The sequence below is a fragment of the Dyadobacter sp. CECT 9275 genome, assembly GCF_907164905.1.
Taxonomy (GTDB): Bacteria; Bacteroidota; Bacteroidia; order Cytophagales; family Spirosomataceae; genus Dyadobacter; species Dyadobacter helix.
The window spans coordinates 3519356-3542500 of sequence record NZ_CAJRAF010000002.1; the positions used below are offsets into that span (position 1 = coordinate 3519356).

At 43.5% G+C, this 23145-nt stretch carries 19 protein-coding genes, 1 tRNA gene, 2 rRNA genes and 1 pseudogene (1 of these 23 running past the window's edge); 10 read left to right on the top strand and 13 right to left on the bottom strand.

Features of this window, described 5'->3' with window-relative positions; genetic code table 11:
* Window positions 1-37: 37 nt before the first annotated feature.
* A tRNA-Leu gene (locus KOE27_RS22300) sits at window positions 38-121 on the top strand.
* Window positions 122-869: 748 nt separating this feature from the next.
* On the opposite strand, the pseudogene KOE27_RS29695 reads toward KOE27_RS22300, so the two are convergent.
* From KOE27_RS29695 to KOE27_RS22320, 4 genes and pseudogenes are all read right to left on the bottom strand, one after another.
* A pseudogene (locus KOE27_RS29695) lies at window positions 870-1649 on the bottom strand (recombinase family protein); the annotation flags it as partial.
* A gap of 44 nt (window positions 1650-1693) precedes the next feature.
* Window positions 1694-1987, bottom strand: coding sequence for a hypothetical protein (locus tag KOE27_RS22310; RefSeq protein ID WP_215240991.1), 294 nt, complete (start codon window positions 1985-1987; stop codon window positions 1694-1696).
* A 38-nt stretch (window positions 1988-2025) separates the two neighbouring features.
* On the bottom strand, window positions 2026-2577 hold the full coding sequence (locus KOE27_RS22315) for an antirestriction protein ArdA (RefSeq protein ID WP_215240992.1): 552 nt from the start codon (window positions 2575-2577) through the stop codon (window positions 2026-2028).
* A 114-nt stretch (window positions 2578-2691) separates the two neighbouring features.
* Entirely contained in the window at window positions 2692-2832 is a 141-nt protein-coding gene (locus KOE27_RS22320; RefSeq protein WP_215240993.1) for a hypothetical protein, read from the bottom strand.
* A gap of 344 nt (window positions 2833-3176) precedes the next feature.
* On the opposite strand from KOE27_RS22320, the gene KOE27_RS22325 reads away from it, so the two are divergent.
* The 3 genes from KOE27_RS22325 to KOE27_RS22335 all read left to right on the top strand — a co-directional run bounded on the left by KOE27_RS22325 (window position 3177) and on the right by KOE27_RS22335 (window position 4913).
* Complete coding sequence (locus KOE27_RS22325; RefSeq protein WP_215240994.1) at window positions 3177-3611, top strand: hypothetical protein; 435 nt, start codon at window positions 3177-3179, stop codon at window positions 3609-3611.
* An 11-nt stretch (window positions 3612-3622) separates the two neighbouring features.
* Window positions 3623-4318: a hypothetical protein gene (locus KOE27_RS22330; RefSeq protein WP_215240995.1), complete on the top strand. Its 696-nt coding sequence runs from the start codon at window positions 3623-3625 to the stop codon at window positions 4316-4318.
* A 133-nt stretch (window positions 4319-4451) separates the two neighbouring features.
* Window positions 4452-4913: a hypothetical protein gene (locus KOE27_RS22335; RefSeq protein ID WP_215240996.1), complete on the top strand. Its 462-nt coding sequence runs from the start codon at window positions 4452-4454 to the stop codon at window positions 4911-4913.
* Here the strand turns inward: KOE27_RS22335 and istB are convergent.
* Together istB and istA are read right to left on the bottom strand one after the other, a co-directional pair.
* Window positions 4904-5653 (bottom strand): IS21-like element helper ATPase IstB, encoded by a 750-nt coding sequence (gene istB, locus KOE27_RS22340; RefSeq protein ID WP_215236847.1) that lies wholly within the window; start codon window positions 5651-5653, stop codon window positions 4904-4906. The genes KOE27_RS22335 and istB overlap by 10 nt on opposite strands.
* Window positions 5654-5674: 21 nt before the next feature.
* On the bottom strand, window positions 5675-7204 hold the full coding sequence (gene istA, locus KOE27_RS22345; protein ID WP_229252658.1) for an IS21 family transposase: 1530 nt from the start codon (window positions 7202-7204) through the stop codon (window positions 5675-5677).
* Between istA and KOE27_RS22350 the strand changes: the two genes are divergently transcribed.
* The gene (locus KOE27_RS22350) at window positions 7203-7415 is read left to right on the top strand and encodes a hypothetical protein (RefSeq protein ID WP_215241772.1); all 213 of its coding nucleotides are present in this window, start codon (window positions 7203-7205) and stop codon (window positions 7413-7415) included. The two genes, istA and KOE27_RS22350, sit on opposite strands and share 2 nt — an antisense overlap.
* A gap of 333 nt (window positions 7416-7748) precedes the next feature.
* On the opposite strand, the gene KOE27_RS22355 is transcribed toward KOE27_RS22350, so the two are convergent.
* Window positions 7749-8111, bottom strand: a complete 363-nt coding sequence (locus tag KOE27_RS22355) for a hypothetical protein (RefSeq protein ID WP_215240997.1) — start codon at window positions 8109-8111, stop codon at window positions 7749-7751.
* Window positions 8112-8123: 12 nt separating this feature from the next.
* On the bottom strand, window positions 8124-8660 hold the full coding sequence (locus KOE27_RS22360; protein WP_215240998.1) for a DUF6934 family protein: 537 nt from the start codon (window positions 8658-8660) through the stop codon (window positions 8124-8126).
* Window positions 8661-8805: 145 nt separating this feature from the next.
* Between KOE27_RS22360 and KOE27_RS22365 the strand changes: the two genes are divergently transcribed.
* Complete coding sequence (locus KOE27_RS22365; protein WP_229252881.1) at window positions 8806-10167, top strand: glycoside hydrolase family 2 TIM barrel-domain containing protein; 1362 nt, start codon at window positions 8806-8808, stop codon at window positions 10165-10167.
* A complete protein-coding gene (locus KOE27_RS22370; protein ID WP_215240999.1) occupies window positions 10164-13097 on the top strand; it encodes a glycosyltransferase in 2934 nt (977 codons plus the stop codon). The genes KOE27_RS22365 and KOE27_RS22370 overlap by 4 nt, the downstream gene beginning before the upstream one ends.
* Here KOE27_RS22370 and KOE27_RS22375 read toward each other — a convergent pair.
* Window positions 13083-14768 (bottom strand): glycoside hydrolase family 26 protein, encoded by a 1686-nt coding sequence (locus KOE27_RS22375; RefSeq protein ID WP_215241000.1) that lies wholly within the window; start codon window positions 14766-14768, stop codon window positions 13083-13085. The genes KOE27_RS22370 and KOE27_RS22375 overlap by 15 nt on opposite strands.
* A gap of 222 nt (window positions 14769-14990) precedes the next feature.
* On the opposite strand from KOE27_RS22375, the gene KOE27_RS22380 reads away from it, so the two are divergent.
* Window positions 14991-15407, top strand: coding sequence for a hypothetical protein (locus KOE27_RS22380; protein ID WP_215241001.1), 417 nt, complete (start codon window positions 14991-14993; stop codon window positions 15405-15407).
* 517 nt (window positions 15408-15924) lie between these two features.
* Here the strand turns inward: KOE27_RS22380 and KOE27_RS22385 are convergent.
* Window positions 15925-16764 (bottom strand): alpha/beta hydrolase, encoded by an 840-nt coding sequence (locus KOE27_RS22385; protein WP_215241002.1) that lies wholly within the window; start codon window positions 16762-16764, stop codon window positions 15925-15927.
* A gap of 225 nt (window positions 16765-16989) precedes the next feature.
* Here KOE27_RS22385 and KOE27_RS22390 point away from each other — a divergent pair, with 225 nt between their 5' ends.
* Window positions 16990-18078 carry an alkaline phosphatase family protein gene (locus KOE27_RS22390; protein WP_215241003.1) on the top strand — a complete coding sequence of 363 codons (1089 nt, stop codon included), beginning with the start codon at window positions 16990-16992 and terminating at the stop codon, window positions 18076-18078.
* 93 nt (window positions 18079-18171) lie between these two features.
* A complete protein-coding gene (locus KOE27_RS22395; RefSeq protein WP_215241004.1) occupies window positions 18172-18696 on the top strand; it encodes a DinB family protein in 525 nt (174 codons plus the stop codon).
* A 172-nt stretch (window positions 18697-18868) separates the two neighbouring features.
* On the opposite strand, the gene KOE27_RS22400 is transcribed toward KOE27_RS22395, so the two are convergent.
* The 3 genes from KOE27_RS22400 to KOE27_RS22410 all read right to left on the bottom strand — a co-directional run.
* Window positions 18869-20980 carry a glycosyltransferase family 39 protein gene (locus tag KOE27_RS22400; protein ID WP_229252883.1) on the bottom strand — a complete coding sequence of 704 codons (2112 nt, stop codon included), beginning with the start codon at window positions 20978-20980 and terminating at the stop codon, window positions 18869-18871.
* Window positions 20981-21454: 474 nt separating this feature from the next.
* Window positions 21455-21566 (bottom strand): 5S ribosomal RNA (gene rrf / locus KOE27_RS22405).
* A 127-nt stretch (window positions 21567-21693) separates the two neighbouring features.
* Window positions 21694-23145 (bottom strand): 23S ribosomal RNA (locus KOE27_RS22410) (it continues 1365 nt past the right edge of the window).

Genomic DNA, 23145 nt, shown 5'->3' on the forward strand with positions numbered 1-23145 from the left:
ACACAATAATTACTATTTTTGCGCTCCCTGACTGCAAGCCGAAGTGGTGAAATTGGTAGACATGCACGTTTCAGGGGCGTGTGGGAGTGATCCCGTGCGGGTTCGAGTCCCGCCTTCGGTACTAAGCCGAACTTTTGTGAGAAATCACTTAAAGTTCGGCTTTTTTCTTGTCCTAAATCACTGTTTATCTGAAAGATCAGAGCTGCTGCTTCATTGATTTTTGTGGTTCGATATCCACTTTCCGAAAACACCAGTTTTTCGGGGTATATCGAACCAATGATTTCACGCTTCTGATTTGTATCTGATCTTGTGTAGACAAGGTCGATGCTTGAAAGTGCGTTCACTGCCTTATCTAACATCTTTTGAAGATTTACAGGACTGTTGACACTCGTTGCCATCTCCGTTAAATTGGCTTCCAACCGCACAAGCTTTTCCTCAATTTCTGCTTTCATCGTCCGGTAGTCTTTTGGGTCAATATCAGAAGTCAACAAGAGTTCTCTTGCCTTACCAAGTTTACTATTCAGTGCATCGATCTGGTCGAGAACATGTTTCTTCTCGATTTGTGAATGCTTTGTCTGCCCGTTGAATGCTTTATTTACAGCCAGTTTAAAAAGCTCTGTCACACCTTTGTGAGGTTTAAACTTTTGAAGTTCTTTTACAAACTGATCGTTAACCACGCCGCATGTATATCTTGGCCCGCAGGAGGCCACACAGTGATAATAGTGGTACCTGCCGTTTCTGCCTTTCGAAGCGCTTGCCGTTAACAGCCTATGACAATTAGGACATTTCAGAAAACCCCGCAGCGGAAACATATCATTGGATATTTCTTTCACATTAGGCCGCTGTCTCTTCTTTTTTCCGTCAATCGAATCCTGTACTTCGTAAAACAGATTCTCGGATATCAGCGCTTCATGCTGCCCTTGCGCTAACCGGCTTTCTTCATCCTTGTAACCGGGTATGAAGATCTTACCGAAATAAAGCGGATTTTCGATTGCACGCCAGAAGCAGGTTTTGCTGCATCTGAGTCCTTTACGAACCGCCTGTCTTCTGACTTCTTCTACCGAATATATACCTTGCGCCAATTCTTCAAAGGCCCATTTTAAGACGGATGCCTGCGGCTGTTGTAGTGCGATGTATTTTCTGCCGCTTTCAGTGATCTTATTTATGTAACCCACCGGAGCTACACCCATATACCTGCCTTCCTTCCTAGCCCTTCTCATGCCGTGAAACGTATTGAGTGCCCGTCGGTCATTTTCCACTTCGGGTGCAGCCAGGTAAAAGGCCAGCATCATTTTATTTTCCGGAATAGAAAGATCCAGCGGCTGCTCAATGGCCTGGGGCTCCACGCCCAACCTTCTAAGTATACTGATCATCTGGTAGGCATCGCCCGCGTTGCTGCTGAACCTGTCCCATTTGGTAAAAAGAACCAGATCCACCTTGCCTTTTGATTTTTTCAGGTCCAGGAGCAACTGTGACCATTGAGGGCGGTTGAAGGTTTTGGCCGAATGGTCTTCATAAATCACCTTTCTAACCTCAATATGATTGATGCCACAATACTTTCTAAGCATTTCCTCCTGTCCTCTTTGGGAGTAGCCTTTATCTGCCTGCTCGTCCGTGCTGACACGGACATATAAATCTGCCGTTTTCATCTCAATACAGTTACATCATCAATAATTAAATAAATCAGATTTAGTTACAAAACATCATCCTTTAAATCTTTAAGACATTGATTTACTGCTATATTAGCCAATTTTTCCAAAAATTCCAAGATTTTCTTAGCCTGACTTTCTGTTACTTCGAGTCCTTCACGCCTTAAAACTTCCACCGCTTTTTGTGGAGATACCCTCTCTTTTTCTATCGCCTCCATCCTGCTCACCATGTTTTGGACCAACATGCCGGAAAATAATCTTTGATGGCCAGCAAGATCTTCCCGCGATACTTTCCGGAATAAAAAGAATCTAATTTCTTCTTTTTTATAATTAGACACGGTCTGACATTCCTAAATCAGACCGTGCTGTTTAATAATCAGTCCATAAAAACATGACCTTCGTACTGTGAATAGCCATCTAAAAATAGGTCCCTTGCATAAGCTTCGTAATCAAAATATCTTTGCAACAGCTCGGGCACGTCTGAGAGCATTCCCGTATCTTCAATGTACTGATAGGTAAACTCCAACTCCGGATCTTTCGATCGTGAAAAATAACCTTGGTAAGCATCTTCAAATCCTTGCAGTGTTTCATCTAAATCATATCCGTTTGAGGGCCATGATACGATCTTGGAACAGTAAATCTCAAATGCCTCCGCGCGTTCCTCACCCATTTCATCCGTCAGTTCAAAGTACTTGAATGTGTCCTCATGCAGACTGCATTCTGAAATCAGAAAATCCGGAATATATTCCCAATCCTGGAACATTAACTCAGGCAGAAATTCATTTCGGTGATATTCATAGCAGTCCTTGTAGAACGCTTGGCTATCAGAGTAGTCTGAGAGATCAAACCATTTACCGAAAAGTGATCCGTCGTTATACTGCCCGTAAGTTCCAACATAAATTTTTGGAATGTTTTCAAGATTTTTCATGATTGAAAGACTTTAAAAGTAGCTTAGCCCAGCGTTGTGCTCAGGGCAATCGCTATCTCCACTCAAAGAAAAAATGACGGGGTTCACCCCTTGGCTGCAAGAGTGGCCAGCGGTTTAAGGAGCGGCATTAAGCCGGGGGCGCCAAGCCGCGGTAAATAGCGGGCTACTCTTGTAGTCGTCATTTTTTGCTTTGTAACTTTCGTTGCTCTGACTGACAACCTGTGCGGCTGGTGCTTTTCTCAAAGCTTTGGACATTGCAGTTTAATCATTCGAGATATTCTACAGAATTTAAAGTCTGACCAAGTTACCTTTCAATATTTTTGTCCTTTAGCAGATTCCAAGCCTGTTATGGTCATTATCTGACAAGGTTATATTCGAGCAGCAAAAGAACGCCGGAATTGAATACGCCATAGGTTGCTAACCCAACTTTTCTTTTTGGGCGTTACATCCACTCCACCAAGAGAGAAATAAATTTAAGTATCCAAGATTCCGCATCCTCGTCAGGTTACTTTTCTCTACCCGAAAACGGGATTACTTCGCCATGCATAGTTTTTATATACCGAATCGTTAAATTTGTAAGTAACCATAAAAGTAAGGGTATGGCGGTCAAGGAAATGAGATATGAAAATGGGAGACTTTCGGGTCTTTTCATACCTATTGAAGATATAGAAGAACTTAAAGGCGACCTTAAAGGCGATTCACAATTTCTGAGTTATCTGGATGAAATTCTGTTCAAACAGCAGGAATCGGAATCGGCCTTACAGCAGCCTCTACCCAATGGTCTTTCTTTGCAGCAGACCAATGAAAGAACGGCGGAAGTAATCACAAATCTTCATAGAGAAGCCTTTTCCAAAGGAATCCCTATGTATTACCGGGACGCCAGGGCAACTCCCCCCAAAGAATTTATCAGGGCTAACCCCGACGGTTCAGAGGATTTGGTCTCATTGGATCTTTCGACTGCTGACTATACCTTAATAAAACAGTTAGTGCCTAAGGGAAAAGGAAGTTGGGCGTTTGTGGTTGCGGACAGGTAATTTCTCTACTTATGAAGCCGCAATTCTACATTCTAGGTGGTCCAAACGGAGCAGGAAAATCTACCGTAGGCCATTTACACGTTATTGCCGGTACCCATATTTTTAACGGTGACCTGATCTATGCTGCACTCCTCGAAAAATATCCTAATTACGACCCTGAGAAACTCAAGGGTGGCGTACCATCACAACTGGAAAAAGACAAGGCCGTAGCTATTTCCCAACAAAAGCATTTTGCCTTTGAAACAAATTATTCCACCGATCTGGCAAAAGAGCTCACCCAAGAGTTCAGGAGCAATGGTTATGAATCTACAATGATCTATTTTGGTATCGATGACCTGGAAAGCTCGCTTTCCAGAGTTAAAGTGCGTGTGTCGCTCGGCGGACATGATGTCCGGTTAAAGGATATCGCCTTCAATTTTTCAGAGGGTATTGTTAGAGTCAAAAAGGATATCAGGATTTTTGATAACGTTTTGTTTGTTGACACAAGCACCCTAGGAAAAGCGTCCGTGATTGCTTCATATCGTAAAGACACAGGAGATCATCTAATTCTTCAAGAGGACGTCAATTGGTTTAACCTCAATTTCAGGGAACAGATAATAGAAATGGCTCTTCAAAAGAAAAAAGCTCTCAAAACGCTGGAAAGGTTGCAAGCCGAAGAGGAAACATCAACCCAAAAAAAGCAAGGGAGAAAAGGGCCGAAGTTTTGAGATTTTATCCTTGACGGAAATCAGAATTTAAGACTCCACAACTCTAAACAGGAGACAATCTTATTTGACATTATTAGCAATCATCTGAAAAAATCTTATTAATATAAGACTCACAATACAATCCCATTTATATATGCTAATTCAAGCTGCACAAAAAGACATTTTGCTCACATACTTCGTAACTGAATGTAAACTAGGTAAATGGACTGAAAGGGGGCTAGGTGAACTCAATGAAAGCTTGGAAGAGGTTGATGAAGAGAAAGCTATGTATTTGTATTTTGAAAGGATAGGACTAATTAATTGCAGAGACAACGAATTTAGTTTTATGAGTGTATCCTTCAAAGTCAATGTGGAAGCCCATGACTTCTACAATCGTGGAGGTTTCTACGGACAGGAAGATCTGTTTAAAAAGAACGTCGAAAAGCTTCTTTTGGAAGTTGAAAGATTAGAAATAATTGACTCATCTGGGTATTTCGGAGAAGTTGACCACCTGATTCCGTGGCAAATTGACCACCTAATTAACTGGCGGCCGGTAGTAGAAAATGCTAGTAGAAGCGATTCAAAATTAGTAAATAAAAGTTATAATTATTCGTAGCTGGTTTCGAGCTCCGTTTTTCGTTTTCTTCTCATTGATTCCCCCTTTAATTCAACCCGGTGTGCATCATGTACTATACGATCTAAAATGGCATCAGCAATGGTTTTTTCTCCTATTACTTCATGCCATTTGCTAACAGGCAACTGAGAAGTAATTATCAGGGATGTTTTTCCGTGCCTGTCTTCTATGATTTCCATCAGTGCTGCCCGGCTCTGGGCATCGAACGGCTGGATACCAAAGTCGTCCAGGATAAGAAGTTGTTGCCGTTCTATTTTTGTAATTTCTTTGATATAGGATCCATCCGCCTTGGCCATTTTGAGTTTGGCAAACAATTTGGGAGTACTGGCATACATTACGCGGTAGCCAAGTATACATGCCTGATGACCAATCGCAGATGCTACATAGCTTTTACCGATTCCGGTACTGCCTGTGATCAGTAGGTTTTCATTTCGGCCAATAAAGGAGCATTCTGCTAGGCGCATGATCTGATTACGGTCAATACTTCTATCAGCATGATAGTGGATATTTTCGACCATGGCCTTATAGCGGAACCGTGCGTACAAGATCTGGCGTTCGACCCGACGGTTATTTCTGTCATCCCATTCAGCGTCAACTAGATGAGCTAAAAGCTCATCCGCCGTGTAATCATTAGTCTTTCCACTTTCCAGGCTACTTTTAAAGGCATGGAACATGCCGTAAAATTTTAGCTTGCGTAACTTTTCCAAAGTGTTTGTGTTCATTTTTATTAATTGTTTAAAGGATTATTGATAATAGTCTTCGCCTCTGATATTATCGTGTTTGGGCATGGGTAATTCGTCTGCAAACAGGCTGTCTTCATATTGATCCATATTTTTTTCCAGTATAGTCTGGATTGTTTTATAGTTGTAGATACCATAGCTTAAAGCCCTTTGGCACGCGCTGATCAGGCGTTGTTCACCAGCTTTCTTCGCAAAAGAGAGGATACCAATACAGGAGCGGTAGGCCTGTTCGGGATGCTGTTTGCGATCCAGGATTTTAAGAATATACAACCTGACATCTTCATGGATCGAGGAAGCCCACTCCAAGAATCGATCTGGTGTCCAGTCTGTTACGAAGCGGTGTGTACTGGCCAGATGTTCTTTATCGGTAGAATAATTATAGGGACTTTTAAGCCTTTTATGAAGGGCGATACGTTCGTAATGATAATATGCTTCAACCACAGAATTGGAATACAACAACTTGACTTTCTTGCCGATAAACCGGTATGGGACACTATAATAGTGCTTGTCAACGCTCAGGCAGACATGTCCGTTCTTCATTACAGTGGCATGTAGCTGTTTTTTGAACTCATAATGCAGGATCGGAAGCGGGGCCAGAGCACTGCGCTCAATTTCTTCAAACTGGAGTCTGCGACTGTAATTACGGCCCCGAAGCAGTTGGTTATTATGAGCCTCGAGAGCAATCAATATAGCTGCGTTTAACTCTGTCAGTGAGTTGTAAACCTGCTTTCTTAAAGGCGCATAAATACGGCTGTAAACGATTTTGACAGCACCTTCCACCAACGCCTTATCTCTTGGCCGGTAAGCGCGTGCAGGTAATATCGTAGTCCCATAATGATCAGCAAAATCGGCAAAGGCCTCGTTCAGCGTAGGTTCGTATTTATTGCTTTTTATAACAGCAGCTTTAAGGTTATCCGGAACAATTGCTGCCGGCACACCACCGATATAATGAAGTGCATTCTCGCAAGCTGCGATCAGATCTTCTTTTTGCTGGCTACTGACTGCTTCCACGTAAGTGAGTTGACTCGCTCCCAGGATAGCCACAAACACTTCAACCTCAGTTAATTCACCAGTCTCTTTATCTACAATACTTAATTTAACACCTGCAAAATCGATGTACAGCTTATCGCCGGCCTTATGGTCCTGATGCATCACAGGGTTAACGCGGGCCTTCCATTTGGTCAGATGAAAGCAAAACTGGGTATAAGCAAATCCTTCCGGAAATTCCTTTTTATAGGCTTCCCAAAGCATATGACGGGTAACACCTGTCCGTTTTAATTCTTTGTCTATTTGCGGAAAACAACGTTGCAGATTCAACAATCTGTCTTGCGGTGGCTGCTGTTTAACCGTTCCGAAAAAGTCATCCAGCTCTTTATCATTCAGGCTGTTGATCTGTTCAAAGGTAAGTCCGCTCGCATCAAAAGTGGTCATGTACTTCTTAGCGGTATTGCGGGAAACACCTGTCTGTTCCGCTATCCAGAGCTTGCTGCGGCCCTGGCTGTACATCCGTAAAATCTGTCTTATTTTGCTCATGCTGATTGTCGAATTGGCCATACCTTTTACACGATTGGTTCGTGCCAAAAATATGGTTGATTCTACAGCATTTTCTAATCTCTCAGGTGGTCAGTTTACTCCGGAATCAGGTGGTCAGTTTGATCCGAAATGGGGTGGTCAATTTCGCCCGGAACAGGTGGTCAGTTTAAACCGAATTGGGGTGGTCAGTTTCACCGAATTTTCCAATTAAATGGCTCAAAAGCTTTAAATCTTCCAGCAAATGGTTCGAGATTTGTCCCAGCGGGATCACACAAACGTCTTTGTCGTGATCCCGCTGGGATTCGAACCTTAAAAAAATCCACGGGGCATTGCCTAAAACATTTCCCCTGTCAATACATCAATGTCTAAATAATTTGGATATTGTTTGTAAATCATCGAGGAATTGGTTCGACAACTGTTCGGGAAGGGGTACTAAGCCGAACTTTTGTGAGAAATCACTTAAAGTTCGGCTTTTTTCTTGTCCTAAATCACTGTATATCTGAAAGATCAGCTCTGCCGCTTCATTGATTTTTACAGTCCCCCCCTATTTCAGAAACTCTTCTGGAATTGGGCTGCCTTTCAAGAGCTGCTTAACGTCTTCGATTTTATCCTGTACAGCTTTTGGCGCAACATAATGCTTCCCAGCGAAAGGATCTATCTTCTCCGCGAAACCTGTGATTTTCTTCTTCTTCAACTTAATAGCAGGCTTATGTTCTACGTATTCGATGTTAGCGTGTACATCTCTGTTAGCAGAACCCAGTATAGTAACACCATCTACTCTTAAGCATTGTGCTGTAAGAGGTTTTGAAAGATCTGCTGCACATTTATAAGGCGTAAAACCATCACGAAATATCAGCCTAGCTGTTGCTTGCTTCCTCTCTTCCGGTTGAAGTGTTTGATTAGTCATGTTTTCTACTATCTACACTTGTTCTTCTACTTCTTTCTTCAAACTTAACAAAAAGGCATCATAATTAGTGCGTTCTCTAAATATTTCCCATCTTCCTGTCCAGTTGGGATACTTACCTAGTATATTACCTTTACCATCCTTATCAGCAACAAGTGCTCTGATATCATAATGCTGTGATAAGAAGTCGTGGTACTTATTTATCCCCATCTGGTATTTCCTAGTTCTCTTCCTTGGTAAATCATTGCCATCTTTATCTTTGATAACTGTACCTGCTGCTATTAGTGTTGCATCAGGGTTTTGTGCCAAGAACTCTAAGCCTATCACTCCTGCAGTTGCAAGTATCTTCTCATCATCACCGTTCTTCGTCTCGATCCTATCGCTCCATTTCCCTCTCTTGTCCAATACAAGTAGGGCCAGATTGAATATCTGCTTATTTTCGAAGACCCGATCCACGGACACAAGCATCGGAAAATATCCATTTTCACCTTCGCTGTAAAAAAGGTATGCATTTTCACTTTGCTGTTCGGTCTGATACCTTTCTAACTCCATGCCTTCGTTTTTGGAAATGAGATCCCAAATCTATGGAAAAAATCTCCCCATTTGCACTTTTCGATTGTCCCAGGGACACATACACTCTATCCATTAACTTTGGTAGGATTTTTGAAATTTACTGGATTTTCTTTATCTAGTGATTGTGAATCGAGATAACTTCCTTCTTGGCCTTGCCGGACTTCGATTGTCTGTAAAAAAAATTGCATATTCAATAATCTGCTGCGCCTGTCTATACGTTTCAGTCACTTTACTGTCTTGCAAAGACGAACAGAGAAATTCGGCGGCAAAAGTCCGCATTGTTCAATCTGACAATGGCTATGCTATTCTGCGCAATGGGAAAGTATTCGAGATTAAGGGAGCAAGCGGAACATCAAACTTCCAAACGCTTCATGAGGCTGGCGGGAATTGTCTTCGTGTTTGGGACACACTGCACCTTCGCCAGATTCTAGACAGTGCGTACGCGAACGATATTGCGGTCATAGCAGGCCTTCCCATCCAAAATAGTGATCAGACCGAACTTTACAATGATCCTATTAAAACTTTAAGACAATTATCTAAATTTCAGTCAGTTATTGATAGACATAAGAATCACCCCGCGCTTTTAATGTGGTGCCTGGGTAACGAGCTGGACTTTCCCTACAAACCTTCTTACAACAGTTTTTACGCTGCATTCAACGCGATCACAAAAATGATCCGCCGGATAGACCCTGATCATCCGATCACCACCACCGTCATGAATTTTAATAAAAAATACATTACAAACATTCAGCTCCGCTGCGACATTGATGTGGTTTCCTTTAATATTTTCAGCAATCTAGGCCTCCTGAGAAAAGATCTCAGCGAATTTTCATGGTTTTGGAACGGCCCCTATATGTTGTTGGAATGGGGAACCGATGGGCCCTGGCCTGGATGCCAAAGCACTGCATGGGGCGCTTTCATTGAGTACCCAAGCAAAAAGAAGGCTGACATTATCCTACATCGTTACCGACAACACATGCCGCTGGAAGACCCTCGCCTGATAGGCAACTTTATATTTTTCTGGGGGAGCAAACAAGAAACTACCCATACCTGGTTCAGCATATTTGATGAACACGGCAGAAAGTCGGAGCCTGTTGCAATAATGCAATACATTTGGAAGAGAACCCTTCCAGACGAGCACTATCCGCAGATCCGTTATATGCTGCTCAATCACAAGGGCGCCGGCGACAATATCTTACTCAATCCAGGACAAACAATGCTACCTGAACTGGTCATGCATGACAAAGACAGCGTCATGTCCGTCAATTGGGAAATATTCAAGGAGGATTGGTATAAAGAAAATGGACAAAACAATACGCGCAAGCTTATCCCTCTTGATACGAAATTTGAGACCGACGGGAAACTTACCACTCTGTTTAAGTCGCCTATGGAGGAAGGCCCCTACCGTATTTTTGCAAAAATATATGACTACAATGGCAACTTCGCAACCTGCAATACGCCTTTCTATGTTATGAGTGATCGATGAGGCACATTTCAATCACACCTCCAACAAAGAAAGAGCTTATCACACTTCGGGTGATGATCTTGATTGGATGCGTTGCAATAGTCTTTTTTCTTTACAGTGTTCTGAACCGCGCCGTGCACGGATACGCGCCGCTCTATTGGATGCTGATGGTAACGTTCCTTTTCACCTGCCTTAAACTGCTTTACGAATGGTACCTTTATCTTTATATTACTGTTCCAGCGACTCCACCACTGACCAGCGATTTCACGGTTGACGTATTCACAACTTTCTGTGCGGGTGAGCCTTATGAGATGATCCTGGAAACACTTAAGGCAGTTAAAGCAATCACCTATCCCCATGAAACCTACCTGTGTGATGAAGCAAATGATCCCTTCCTAAAAGAGGTTTGTCATCAGCTAGGCATTCATCATATCACCAGGACTTGTAAGACAGATGCAAAAGCAGGAAACATTAATAATGCCTTAAAACAGTCAGCGGGTGAGTTATGCCTCGTTCTGGACCCGGACCATGTCCCTGCTGCCGATTTTCTAGACCACGTTGTTCCACATTTCGTCAATCCTCAAATCGGTTATGTCCAGGTTGTCCAGGCTTACAGAAACGCAGACGAAAGTCTTATCGCCAAGGGGGCAGCCCAGCAGACCTACCAATTTTACGGGCCAATGATGATGACCATGAACAAGTATGGAACCGTACAGGCTATTGGCGCCAATTGCACCTTTAGACGAACTGCCCTTGATTCAATTGGCGGGCATGCAGCAGGTCTTGCAGAAGATTTACACACCTCTATGCGCCTTCATGCGAAAGGATGGAAGTCGGTGTATGTGCCGGAAGTTGTAGCACGCGGGCTGGTGCCGTCGACGCTTTCTGCCTATTACAAGCAACAATTGAAATGGTCCAAAGGTGTTTTCGATCTATTTGTTACGACATATCCTAAACTGTTCAGCCAGTTTACCTGGAGGCAAAAACTGCATTATGCCTTGCTTCCGATGCATTACATGTCCGGCATAATTTACCTGATTAATTTTCTGATCCCGGTTATCGCACTTTGTTTTGGAGCAAGCCCTATGCACATGGATATCTCCGAATTTGGTCTGGCTGTTTTTCCATTAACTGCATCCATTGTATTGATCCGGCTTTTTGTCCAATGGTGGGTGATGGAAGACGAAGAACGCGGTTTTCACATAGTTGGGGGTTTACTGCTGATCGGCAGCTGGTGGATATTTATTCTTGGCTTAATTTACACAATCGTCGGGAAAAAAGTGCCTTACGTGCCCACGCCCAAAGACGCAAATGAAGCCAACAACTGGCCGCTCAATATCCCTAATCTCATTGTGCTGGTTATTTCTGCTATCGCAATAAGTTACGGATTACTCACAGACTGGAACCCTTACAATCTGGTCATGTCCGGTTTTGCCGGACTGAATTGCCTCTTTATGTGCTTTTCGATTGCGGCAAGCCGTCAGCAGCAGTTTCGGCTCTTGAGGGCAAATCATCGCTGGCTAGATGCACTGATGGGCCGGGTACAAGTTGTAAAAGGTATCTTATGGACGTTAAGGCGCCAGCTTTATACCGGCCTGCGCAACACATCCATGCTGGTCATGCTGCTGCTGCTCGGTGTCTGGATCTATAGCGCAAAGTTTAAGTTTCTGGGAAATGAACCGGGGTTTGACAGAAATGAAATTAATAAAATGCCCAGTCAGAACCCACCTGGAGATAATCCAAATAAAGCCGAAAAGCAGTATAATCAAGTCTCAATTGACCGCGGGTCTTGTCAAATAGATTCTAGTTCTTTGACTTCATTTACAGGAGCGCATGGAATAAATTATTTAAAAGGCTCTGATTGGAAAAACGAATATCAGGCGTTTACAAAAAAAGAACTCGTCGCAGATTTTCAAGAAATGAAAAAGATTGGCATTAACACTGTCAAGTTCTACGGCCCAAGCTTTTACGATCATAATATACTCAGCGTTGCGGGCCAGCAAGGAATGAATCTTCATTATGGATTTTGGGTACCAGATAACCTTAACTTTGCAAAGGACAAACAAAGTTTAGAAGCGTTAACCCAAAAAATATTACGAGTCATAGGCAAGAATAAAGCAAACAAGAATATCATTTCCTGGAACCTTGGAAATCCTGTCTTTCAGAATTTGATCCTGTATCATCGGCAATCGGATCTGGTTCATCAGCAGGATGCATATCTTGTTTGGCTTAAAAAGCTGATTTTGCAAATGAAAAATGCTGATCCCACACGCGAGATCACATTAGACATTGAGGTATCTGAAAAGATGCTTGCCGTCGTTGCGAGGATAAGCGCTGCCATACCAGAAATCGGATCTTATGGACTCGTATATAACAATAACACGCCCGATTTTACCATCCCGACCCACTTTCCACATTTCATCAGTTACGCCGAATTCGATGTATATAATAAACTTTCGGATGATTCTGCCGGTATATTTATTTCAAATTGGCAGGATAAACATACTTATGAGCGTGTAAGTTTTGATGGGGTCAAAGACCAGGCTGGCCGCAAAAAAAATGTATTTTTAAAGCTTGCCGCCAAATGGAAAGGTGGCGAAGAACCAATGGAATCACCAAAAATCAAAATACTGAGACCCGCTGCCTCGACCGTTGCCGGCTCAGTTCTTGACTATCATGCAGTAATAAAAAGGGATGAAAATTGGTCGTTGGCAAAAAACATTAAGACCAATCTAAAATTTGAATGGAAGCTGGTGCAAATGGATGATTTCTTCAACCTCATTTCCTCGAAGGACGTGGGTAACGGCACTGATCTTAGCCTGCGAATACCCAATGATCCGCTCACTTACAGGCTTTACTTGTTTGTGCTCAATAATGACCTGGTGATAGATATTATTGATTCCAGCCTCAACACACCGCTTACCCTGCCTGCCAAATCATCGGGCCGTTGATAAGGTTTTTACAAAATGCTGAAAGGTTTGTTTGCTCACACTCCAGTCTGGAGCTGGAATATCACCCCAGACTTTGGGGTTATCGACTAGATTGAAATAGCTGACCCCTTTGATCTCGGGGGCATTACCAATGATTTTGGCCGCTTTTTCCAACCATCTTTTCTGGAAATCTTCCGGGCCCTTCACACCAAATTCAGTGATGAAGATTGGCTTCTTTACCAGCCGCATCCGGTAACGTTTGCGATTGTAAACGGTCTCGAAAGACTCCTGTTGCTCAGGATCTGTAATATTTTTATCAGGCAAACCGTATATGGCGATGCTGATGTAATCCACAACATCATCACCGGGCCACCATTCAATTGCGCCCCGGTCGCCAGCCGGCCCCCACACTTTTTTAATGCGCCTATTTTTTGACCCGTTAAAATGCATAAAATACCGAAAGGCTTTAATATAGAGTACCGGATCCTGGCTCTGCCACGCATACCTGTGGATCGGGATCTCCATTTCGTGTGCAAAACGCAGGTAAACGGTGCGTTTACTGGTTGAAAGCACACGGTAGATCTCAGCAAACTCAGCATCATAAATGCCGTTAATAACATTGCTAAGCACATTTGAATCTTTTTTGACTGCTGCATTATGCCACGGCTCTACGCTCACAATTACGTCGTGCTGGCGAGAAACGATTGCATTGAAATCCCTTTCGAACTGCCCGTTCTGCACATTAATCAGATCAACAAAAACATGTTCTGCACCAATCAGTCCGGAATTGACCAGCAATTCTTTTGGATCATACACACCGACCAGCGGTGCTCCCCTCTGAGTAACCTTTGAAGTGCTTGCAGTGTCTTGTGTCTGATACAGAAGCTTAGCATTTAGCCGCGTACCTGCAGCAGCTTTTGCCAATGCCGCTTTAAGATCAGCCTCACTGCCGGTTCCTGCATTTATTACAAGCACCGGCTTTCCAAACATCCGCATTCGCTGTATTTTCCGTCTGACATTCTCCTCAAGGTCCTTGACATCCGGGAAGGCAGTCGCTGCCGATTCTGACTTACCGTTGATCGTCACGCTTATGTAGTCCACAAAAGCAGGTCCAGGCCAATATTCATCTGAACCAGGGTAACCCGCTGGCCCCCACACAAATTTTACCGCCGGAAAAACGGACTTAGCTAATTTACAAAAGTGATTAAATGCTTCAATGTAGTCATTTGGCGCCTGGTATTGCCAGGGATGCAGCTTCACAGGAACTTCCATCTCTGGATTCCAGCGCAAATAGATAGTACCAGACCTCTTCGCCAATGCCAGGCAAAACGCCTCGATCTTTGCGTCATAATCCCCTTCACGCACCTCTTCAAGCAAATTCGGTACCGAAGCAAAGTCGGTTCCCGGCATTAAAATAGTAATGATCAGATGCTCTGCTTGCGGGATTTGTGCAATCAATTTGTTGATTGACCCCGCATCAGCGTGCTTATCAAGTTTCAAAAAGTAGTGTGAGAATGAATACGTCATTTTCTGCTCATTGAGCTCGAAAGTGCCAATGACAGGTTCATGAGATGTTGAGTCCAGAGAATCGCGGGATATTATGGAAGACGATTTCAATTTTTGAATGAAGAGAACCAGCAAAAATGTCGAAATAACCCCTGCTGAAATCATTAAAATCCTGGAGATTTTCATACTGTGACCCAACGTTTGTTACAGAAGCCAATTTAATGTTTTTAAAGTCGGATCGAATTATATGAGTGCCATTTAATCAATAAAAACCTGGCAAGGGGAAAGCAGCATCCGATATTGCCTTAACATTCGGCTCCCCGCAACAATTAAAGATTGAAAAGTAACCGATTGATCCGTTCGAGCGGTTTTTTTTACTAGCTTTCGGACAACATTAATCCCACCAGTATGAAGCGGTACGCGCTATTCTTGTTATTCGCCATTGTTTCTTGTAAAAAGGAAGCGAACCCCGACCTTGCAAACGGCTTCGTCGGCAATTATTACTTTAAAGAAAAGACGCCGCTTTCCGTCATCGAAACGATTTGGAAAATTTCCAGGATAGACAACAACCACGTCAAGATAGCAATCGAAGAAAATACTGACTACGCGGATACCACACCAGATGAGCAGGAGGTTATGACGATGAATAATGTTTTCGTGGAATTTCAGAACGCATTGATATTCAACAGCGAGTATGAATTAAATGGGAACAAGGGTCTGCTGACAGGTACTGCATTACTTCTGGGAGATACGCTCAGCTACGATATCATTGCCACAGAAAAGGACGTTTCCCTAGCAATATCAAAGGTGGTTGTTCGGCGATAATCTCCTGATTACCAATCTGATTCAATTGTGTTACATCAGGTTTGATAATAGATCCGCTAATATGAAAATAATCTGTTTTTTATGTTTTGCAGTATTTCTGTTTTCCTGCACAAAAAGGAACGTCCTGCATACCGAAAGTATTTTATCCGTACATCCGGTTTTTCAGGACACTTCTCACAATCACTGGCAAGGATATAGGGTCAAAAAAGAATTGATTCCGTATGATGTAAATAACGGTTATGTAAAAGAGTATTTGTCAAGAAATCTGAATAACATTAATTCCTTTAAAGAAGAAGAAAATTTAAGCCGGATAGCTGATAAAATTAAAAATAGCAAAACCAATAAGTATTTTCCAATCAAGGTTATCCCGCTCAACGAGTTTGGCTATGTCCGATTAACAAATAACAAAACCATTCTTTACGGCCTGATGGGAAACTCAGCATTCATCGATTTAACCAATAATAAAGTATACATGAGATAAATGCTCCGCCCGTTGGTGTATTTTAAAGAATAACTTTTATTCAAAACGCCAGTTGAGGATATATCTTAAACCCCGGCTAAACCCTTGGATATAGGAATTTCCATGATCGTCATTCAGATGTTCGGTTTTGAATTTCAGGTGATTCTGGTCATGGGATTGATAGAGGTACTTTCGGAAAATCGAAAAGTCTGCCTGCATATCTGCGGCCACATCCTCCATAAATCCATACGCCACATCAGAAGAAGCCAGGTAAAGTCTCTTTTTGTCCAGATTTTGCCGTAAAAGGGTATCCGTTTCGGAATACATATTTTTAAGACTGGGATCTGTGGCAAGGTAACCATCAAACATGGATGGGTTGGTTAAAAGTGTATGAACGACAAAAATACCTCCATGAGAATGCCCGGCAATATATCTTACCCCGCTTGTTTTAAAATTTTTCTCTATAAAAGGAAAAACTTCCGTTGACAGAAAGTCCGTAAAGTTTTTTGATTCACCTCCCATTTTTGCAGGCAGATAATCCCGTTTCCTTGCCTGAGGGTTTGGATTACTGATTCCCACAATAAGCACTTTCGGTATTTTAGTTGTAATGTAAAAATACGAAATGATGCTTTGAGCCAAGGCAAATCGGTATTCAGCATCCAACACGTAAATTACCGGAAGGTTACCTGTCAAGGTATCATATCCGGGAGGTTTATTGATGTAGATTTCTCTCTCTTCCTGCAAAATCTTTGAATGCAGGGTTAATATTTCTCCTGTTTTTATTTCCTTATGCTTACCCATTTGAGGTTGCGCCAAAAGCGTAACTGTCAGGAACGTGCCTACGAATACCATCAAAATCAATTTTGCTTTCAAAAGTACATTAGTTTGGTTTTTCATTTAATTGAGTTGTTGCTGGTTACCATTGGTTTATGGCTCTTATTTTCAGAATATTCTAATACACACCTTACTTATCTTAAATATAGCTATTTACCAGTCTGGAAAACCCCGGTATATCTAAAAACTCCTATTCTCCGGTCGTAATCAAATTTCCTGAGTTATTTAATAGACTTTTCTAGCCAGACAGAAGTATCCTTAGCGTCAAATCTTAATCTACCAGCGCACATGTTACGCATTTTTCTTATACTGTCTACAGTACTTTTTAGTATACTGCCCGGGATGGGGCAAAGGTCTTCCTCCGAAAATCTTGTCGTGATTGTCCTGGATGGCATGCGCTGGCAGGAAGTATTTGCCGGTGCAGATTCGGCTTTGATCAACAATCCCTCCTTTACCCGTAACAAAAATCGCGTTTTAAGCCGATTCTGGGACGCAGATCCTCAAATCCGAAGGAAAAAGCTCTTTCCATTCTTCTGGCGGACCATTGCAACATCCGGCCAGTTGTACGGCAATCGTTGGCAGCAAAGCTATGTAAACGTCCGGAACCCTTATCAGCTCACTTATCCCGGTTTCAGTGAAATGCTGACAGGACATGTGAATCATGAGATCAGTTCCAACCGGTTGGTCACCAATAAATCGACCAACGTACTCGAGACGATTAACGCACAAAAGGGTTTTGAGTACAAAGTGGCGCTCTTTGCTACTTCGGATCTTTTTCCATTTCTGATGGATAGAAAAAATAGTAAGGTATATGTTAATGCCGACAGCGACTCTCTGGCTTTCGCAGCACCGGAGTTCATGCTGCTGAACGAAATGCAGCACCTTACCGCTAAACCGACAACCGAACGGCCCGATCTGCTCACTTATTTTGCTGCAAAAGAGTATGTAAAAAAATACAAACCTCGGGTGCTGTATCTGGCAATGGGTGAAACAGATGCCTTTGCGCACGAAGGAAACTACGATCAATACCTTGAAACTGCATTAGCGCAGGATAAGATGATCGAGCGTTTCTGGACAATGATCCAATCCATGCCGCAATACAAGAACAAGACCACACTGCTGATTACCTGTGATCATGGCCGTGGCGATGCGGCGAAACAGCAATGGACCTCACATGGACCAAACATTCCGGATTCGGGGGAAATCTGGATTGCTGCAATGGGGCCGTCTACCAAGGCCTATGGCGAGATGAAAGGACATCCGGCTATTTACCAGGAGCAGCTGGCTGCAACCATGGCAGCTGTACTGGGACTCCCTTACAAACCTGCTACACATATCGCCGCTCCGCCTGTTGAATCAATTTTCAGTTTTAAATAACAAAGGAATACCCGAAGTCGCTTGAAGTAAATTTTAGTAATTTGAGCACCCGGAATAGCAAATCCATCCAACCCATTTAATATTCTACCGCTTATGACCGAAACAGAAATATACATCCGCCAAACCTCCGATGCTTACGAATGGGTCAATAAATTGGTTGGGACAACTCCTGTTGAGAAATGGAAAATCATTCCAGATATTATTGAAACCAGTATCGACTGGCAGGTGGGGCATTTGATTATCAGCCATTACTTCCACTCCATTATGGTCATCCGAGGGCACCAAATGGATATTCTCAAGCAGCTTCCGATCAAAGAATATAGTACCTGGTTTACGGAGACATTCCCCTCCTACTCCGAAGGAAAAACAGACTCCCTGCAATTATGGGACGATTTGAAATTTATGCAACGAAGATCTTTGGAAATTCTGGCCGCTCTGTCGCCGACAGAACTGGATAATCCGCTTGAACCAACGCCCACACCTCACCCCATTGCCCTGACCAAGCGCGAAGCAATTGAGTGGAACATAAAGCACACCATGTACCATTGCGGGCAGATCGGTATCCTCAAGAGGGTTGTTGACCAGCGTTACGACTTTGGGCTGAGGCTTGCCAAATGAAAAATAAACCAAGGGATCCGGTGCTGATCATGAAAAGATAAGCCCCCAGGCAAGTACTTTGACTGCTTTGCCTAAAAGACGTCAACCTGCGGTTATTTTTTTCACAACAAATGTGGCTCATAAGCTGCCCTTGTTAAGTCCTGAGACGAGGTACCAGCCTGTGATCCTATGTTTAAAACGTATAAACGTCACAGCTTGGCTTTTTCAGCTTAACCAGCCGTAACAAAGGCTGCTGATAGACCGTATCAATATTTTCCCTGGGGATAAGCTCTCTTATCAGATTCGCATCATCGGCAAGGATATAATCATAGCAAAATGGTTTCTTCGCATTCTCAAGCACAGAAAGTTCCTTTCGATACCGTATGTATTTCATCATGCCGGGATTCTCTTGTTTCTCCGCCATAGCTGCCCAATAATGATAAAAGCCAACATCTCTCAGAAATAAGATCCCTACATTTTTATGGTTGAAATTCATGTGATCAAGCAGGGGCCCAAAGCTCTGGTAATTCGCCAGATGACTTAAAAAATAACCCTTCGCACGAGATGTTCTGAAAACCGTAGCATTTCGGTCTTCATCATAATATCCGTATTTTTCCAATATAGAAAAAACCTTTCTTCTCTCCCAGTAACCGGAGGGCCATTGTTTTAAAGGGTGGCAATCATTTCCATCCTTAAATAAGTAATATTCACTCAAATGCTTGCGGAACATTTCAAGCCTGAGGCTGTCCTGATAACAAATGGCCACAGGAATATGCGCAACTGCCTTCTGAGTCAGATAAACAACAGGAACCAGCGCTTTGTTCGGATTACCATATACGAAGAGACTTGACATGACCAGGAAGGGGATGACCAGAAATTCAATCCTCCAGCGGAGTACATCGCTGTAAATATAGCTCACCAGTACAATGCCCATCGCGAAAAACGGCATGTGGGTTCGGCTGCTCCATAATTGGAATTTAAGCAGGGTACAAAAAAGAACAAAACCCAAAAACGAACACACCCAGAACCACTTTATAGTGCGTGCTCCCGAAATAAAGAAAACAAATACTCCTCCAACAAGAATCAATAGAAAATGAAAGGTATTAGGAACCATATCTTCATGCACAGAATACCTTACCCGAAAGCGGTCTAACCTCAAAGCGGGGTCATCAATGTCTACGCCCATTTTATCATGGAGGTTTCTCACCACTTTTTCAATAGAAAAATTAACCGCCGTACTCGGGATATTCAGGTGCAGGCTTGCATTTTTTACTATACCGGATACCGTAAAGAGAAAAGAATGCTTGTCCGAAGGTATTTTCTCAGCAAAGAGCCGGCTATCTTCCGGCGGGCTCATAATATGGCCCAACAATTGGTAGTTTCTGCTAAAAAAAGGCGCGAAAGTGACCAGCAGGATCACAATAGCTGTGATAACTACCTTAACCGCGTAAGTAAATCTATATTGTATGAGAATACAAACTGCAAAGTAGACCGTAAACGGAATCGCGAAAATCAGGACAGGGTATTTGGTAAAACCACCGAGCGATAGCGATACAAGCATTGCCGAAAGTGTAATCCAGGATCGCTCTTCGAGTAAGCTGTACCCGAAATAAACATAGGCAATAAAGAAAAAACAGGCCACGTAATCTACCTGCACACTTGTACTTTCGAAAATGCCAATGGGCAGGGTGAGCAACAATAGGCAGGCAAGTAGCTGAGTATCTGTTTTCAACCCCAATTTTTTGACAAGCAAGCTAATTAGAGACAAGGAACCAATAAAGGAACCAAATTGAATGAGTCCTGAGAAATAGTCGGAACCTGATAATAGAAATGTCTGAAGTACCAGGTATTCCGCAAATACATTCAGATACAGCTGAAAAATGTGTTGGGTGGGAAAATGTCCAAGATTACCATTATCAATCCAGAACAGCACACGGTTCAGGTGATAGCTGTGACCATCAAAGTTGTTTGCAGGGGCGTAAACCGCCAGAAAAAATAACGGAATGACTATTAGCAACAAACTCACCCAGGTAATGATTTTATTGGAAACACTAAGTCCTTTAAGGCGACTGATTGCTTTAAGAAGGAGCAGATCGTCCAATCGTATTTTTCCTCTTCTGTTGAGATACCAGAGAAAAGTACCAGACAATATGACCACTAAACTCCAGAATATACTAGCCGAAACCTGCCCTATTGCGTCAAAAAAAGAAAAGAGTTCACTGTAAAAAAAGGTAATGATTCCGTTTGCGATCAGAGACAGGACTATTGATAAACGAGCTCTCGTATAAAGGCCCCTTTCTGCCATGTTAAGAAAAAAAAGGCAAAAGAGCAGGAAAAATGAAGATAATAACAAAAAGATACCCATAAAAATATGTTTTTGAAGTCAACCATTAGTAATGGCATTCCTTAACGAGTGTTTCGCTTTTACCATTCCTGACCAGATCCGTTGTCTGGGTTATCTGACAAGCACAAAAAATCCATCCTTTTGAGACGGGCTTTTAGATTTAATAATTGTGGCGGCTAGACTACGCGTCCCGGACTGCGCGTCCCGCCTACTTTACCAGATCGGACCGCGCAAGTTTGACCCAAGAGAGCGTCTCCCGGTATCATCGGCGGTTCGGGGCCGAGCCACGCTGGCTAGGCGCCCCCGGCTTAGGCAGCCCCGCTTAACTTCTCTGTTCGGGACGGGGCGCGTAGCCTGGGAAGAGGTGAACACCAGGCCAATGGCTCAAATGAAAAAAGCCCATCCTTTTGAGACGGGCTTTTTCTTCTTATGGTATTGTGGCGGCTACCTACTTTACCAGGTTTGACCCAAGTATCATCGGCGGTTCGGGGCTTAACTTCTCTGTTCGGGATGGGAAGAGGTGAACACCCGGCCAATAGCCACCAACAAGATCTTTTGAGTCATAAGTATTTAGTTCAGAGTTCGCAATAATCATATTAACTACTGCTTACTTAAAACTGTTTACTTAGTTTTCATGTCATATTGGAAGTAGAAGAGATAAAGAATGATATTAATAATGCAAGCTGTTGGGTAATTAGTACTGCTCAGCTCAATGTGTTTCTACACGTATACCTGCAGCCTATCAACGTCGTAGTCTACAACGACCCTTATGTGGAAGATTCATCTTCGGGCTAGTTTCGCACTTAGATGCTTTCAGCGCTTATCTATTCCCCACATAGCTACCCGGCCATGCTACTGGCGTAACAACCGGCTCACCAGCGGTGGGTCCACCTCGGTCCTCTCGTACTAAAGGCAGCCCCCGTCAATCTTCCTACGCCCACCACAGATAGGGACCGAACTGTCTCACGACGTTCTGAACCCAGCTCGCGTGCCACTTTAATCGGCGAACAGCCGAACCCTTGGGACCTTCTCCAGCCCCAGGATGTGACGAGCCGACATCGAGGTGCCAAACCTCCCCGTCGATGTGAGCTCTTGGGGGAGATCAGCCTGTTATCCCCGGCGTACCTTTTATCCTTTGAGCGATGGCCCTTCCATACAGAACCACCGGATCACTATACCCTGGTTTCCCACCTGCTCGATCCGTCGATCTCGCAGTCAAGCCTGCTTGTACTATTGCACTCCACACACGGTTACCAAGCGTGTTGAGCAGACCTTTGGAAGCCTCCGTTACACTTTTGGAGGCGACCACCCCAGTCAAACTACCCACCATGCACGGTCCTGCTCATTGAGCAGTTAGATCCCAGGCCAGCGAAGGGTGGTATTTCAACGTTGGCTCCCCGATGCCTGGCGACACCGGCTCACAGCCTCCCACCTATCCTACACATCCCTGACCCGAAAACAATGCAAAGCTATAGTAAAGGTGCACGGGGTCTTTCCGTCCCGTGGCGGGTAAGCGGCATCTTCACCGCTACTACAATTTCACCGAGCTCACGGCCGAGACAGTGCCCAGATCGTTACACCATTCGTGCAGGTCGGAACTTACCCGACAAGGAATTTCGCTACCTTAGGACCGTTATAGTTACGGCCGCCGTTTACTGGGGCTTCGATTCAATGCTTCTCTTGCGATGACATCCCCTCTTAACCTTCCAGCACCGGGCAGGTGTCAGGCCCTATACGTCAACTTGCGTTTTGGCAGAGCCCTGTGTTTTTGCTAAACAGTCGCCTGGGCCATTTCTCTGCGGCCTCTCTTGCGAGGAGGCTCCCCTTCTCCCGAAGTTACAGGGTTAATTTGCCGAGTTCCTTAGCCGTGATTCACTCGAGCACCTTAGAATATTCTTCTCGACTACCTGTGTCGGTTTACGGTACGGGTTGCAATAAGCTGATGTTTCAATAGCTTTTCTTGGAAGTATCTTCGATGATTCGCTTCGCCCGTAGGCTCTGCTCAACGCACTATTCCGTCAGTACGTACCATCCACGGCACTCCGTCACTATTTCACACTCATTGCAAGGGCAGGAATATTAACCTGCTGTCCATCGGTAGTCGCCTGTCGGCTGTACCTTAGGCC

Coding starts and splice junctions, on each gene's coding strand:
- KOE27_RS22315 (WP_215240992.1), bottom strand. CDS start 2,577: ATGAAAAATCTTGAAAACATTCCAAAAATTTATGTTGGAACTTACGGG.
- KOE27_RS22320 (WP_215240993.1), bottom strand. CDS start 2,832: ATGTCCAAAGCTTTGAGAAAAGCACCAGCCGCACAGGTTGTCAGTCAG.
- KOE27_RS22325 (WP_215240994.1), top strand. CDS start 3,177: ATGGCGGTCAAGGAAATGAGATATGAAAATGGGAGACTTTCGGGTCTT.
- KOE27_RS22330 (WP_215240995.1), top strand. CDS start 3,623: ATGAAGCCGCAATTCTACATTCTAGGTGGTCCAAACGGAGCAGGAAAA.
- KOE27_RS22335 (WP_215240996.1), top strand. CDS start 4,452: ATGCTAATTCAAGCTGCACAAAAAGACATTTTGCTCACATACTTCGTA.
- istB (WP_215236847.1), bottom strand. CDS start 5,653: ATGAACACAAACACTTTGGAAAAGTTACGCAAGCTAAAATTTTACGGC.
- KOE27_RS22350 (WP_215241772.1), top strand. CDS start 7,203: ATGCTGATTGTCGAATTGGCCATACCTTTTACACGATTGGTTCGTGCC.
- istA (WP_229252658.1), bottom strand. CDS start 7,204: ATGAGCAAAATAAGACAGATTTTACGGATGTACAGCCAGGGCCGCAGC.
- KOE27_RS22355 (WP_215240997.1), bottom strand. CDS start 8,111: ATGACTAATCAAACACTTCAACCGGAAGAGAGGAAGCAAGCAACAGCT.
- KOE27_RS22360 (WP_215240998.1), bottom strand. CDS start 8,660: ATGGAGTTAGAAAGGTATCAGACCGAACAGCAAAGTGAAAATGCATAC.
- KOE27_RS22370 (WP_215240999.1), top strand. CDS start 10,164: ATGAGGCACATTTCAATCACACCTCCAACAAAGAAAGAGCTTATCACA.
- KOE27_RS22375 (WP_215241000.1), bottom strand. CDS start 14,768: ATGAAAATCTCCAGGATTTTAATGATTTCAGCAGGGGTTATTTCGACA.
- KOE27_RS22380 (WP_215241001.1), top strand. CDS start 14,991: ATGAAGCGGTACGCGCTATTCTTGTTATTCGCCATTGTTTCTTGTAAA.
- KOE27_RS22385 (WP_215241002.1), bottom strand. CDS start 16,764: ATGAAAAACCAAACTAATGTACTTTTGAAAGCAAAATTGATTTTGATG.
- KOE27_RS22390 (WP_215241003.1), top strand. CDS start 16,990: ATGTTACGCATTTTTCTTATACTGTCTACAGTACTTTTTAGTATACTG.
- KOE27_RS22395 (WP_215241004.1), top strand. CDS start 18,172: ATGACCGAAACAGAAATATACATCCGCCAAACCTCCGATGCTTACGAA.
- KOE27_RS22400 (WP_229252883.1), bottom strand. CDS start 20,980: ATGGCAGAAAGGGGCCTTTATACGAGAGCTCGTTTATCAATAGTCCTG.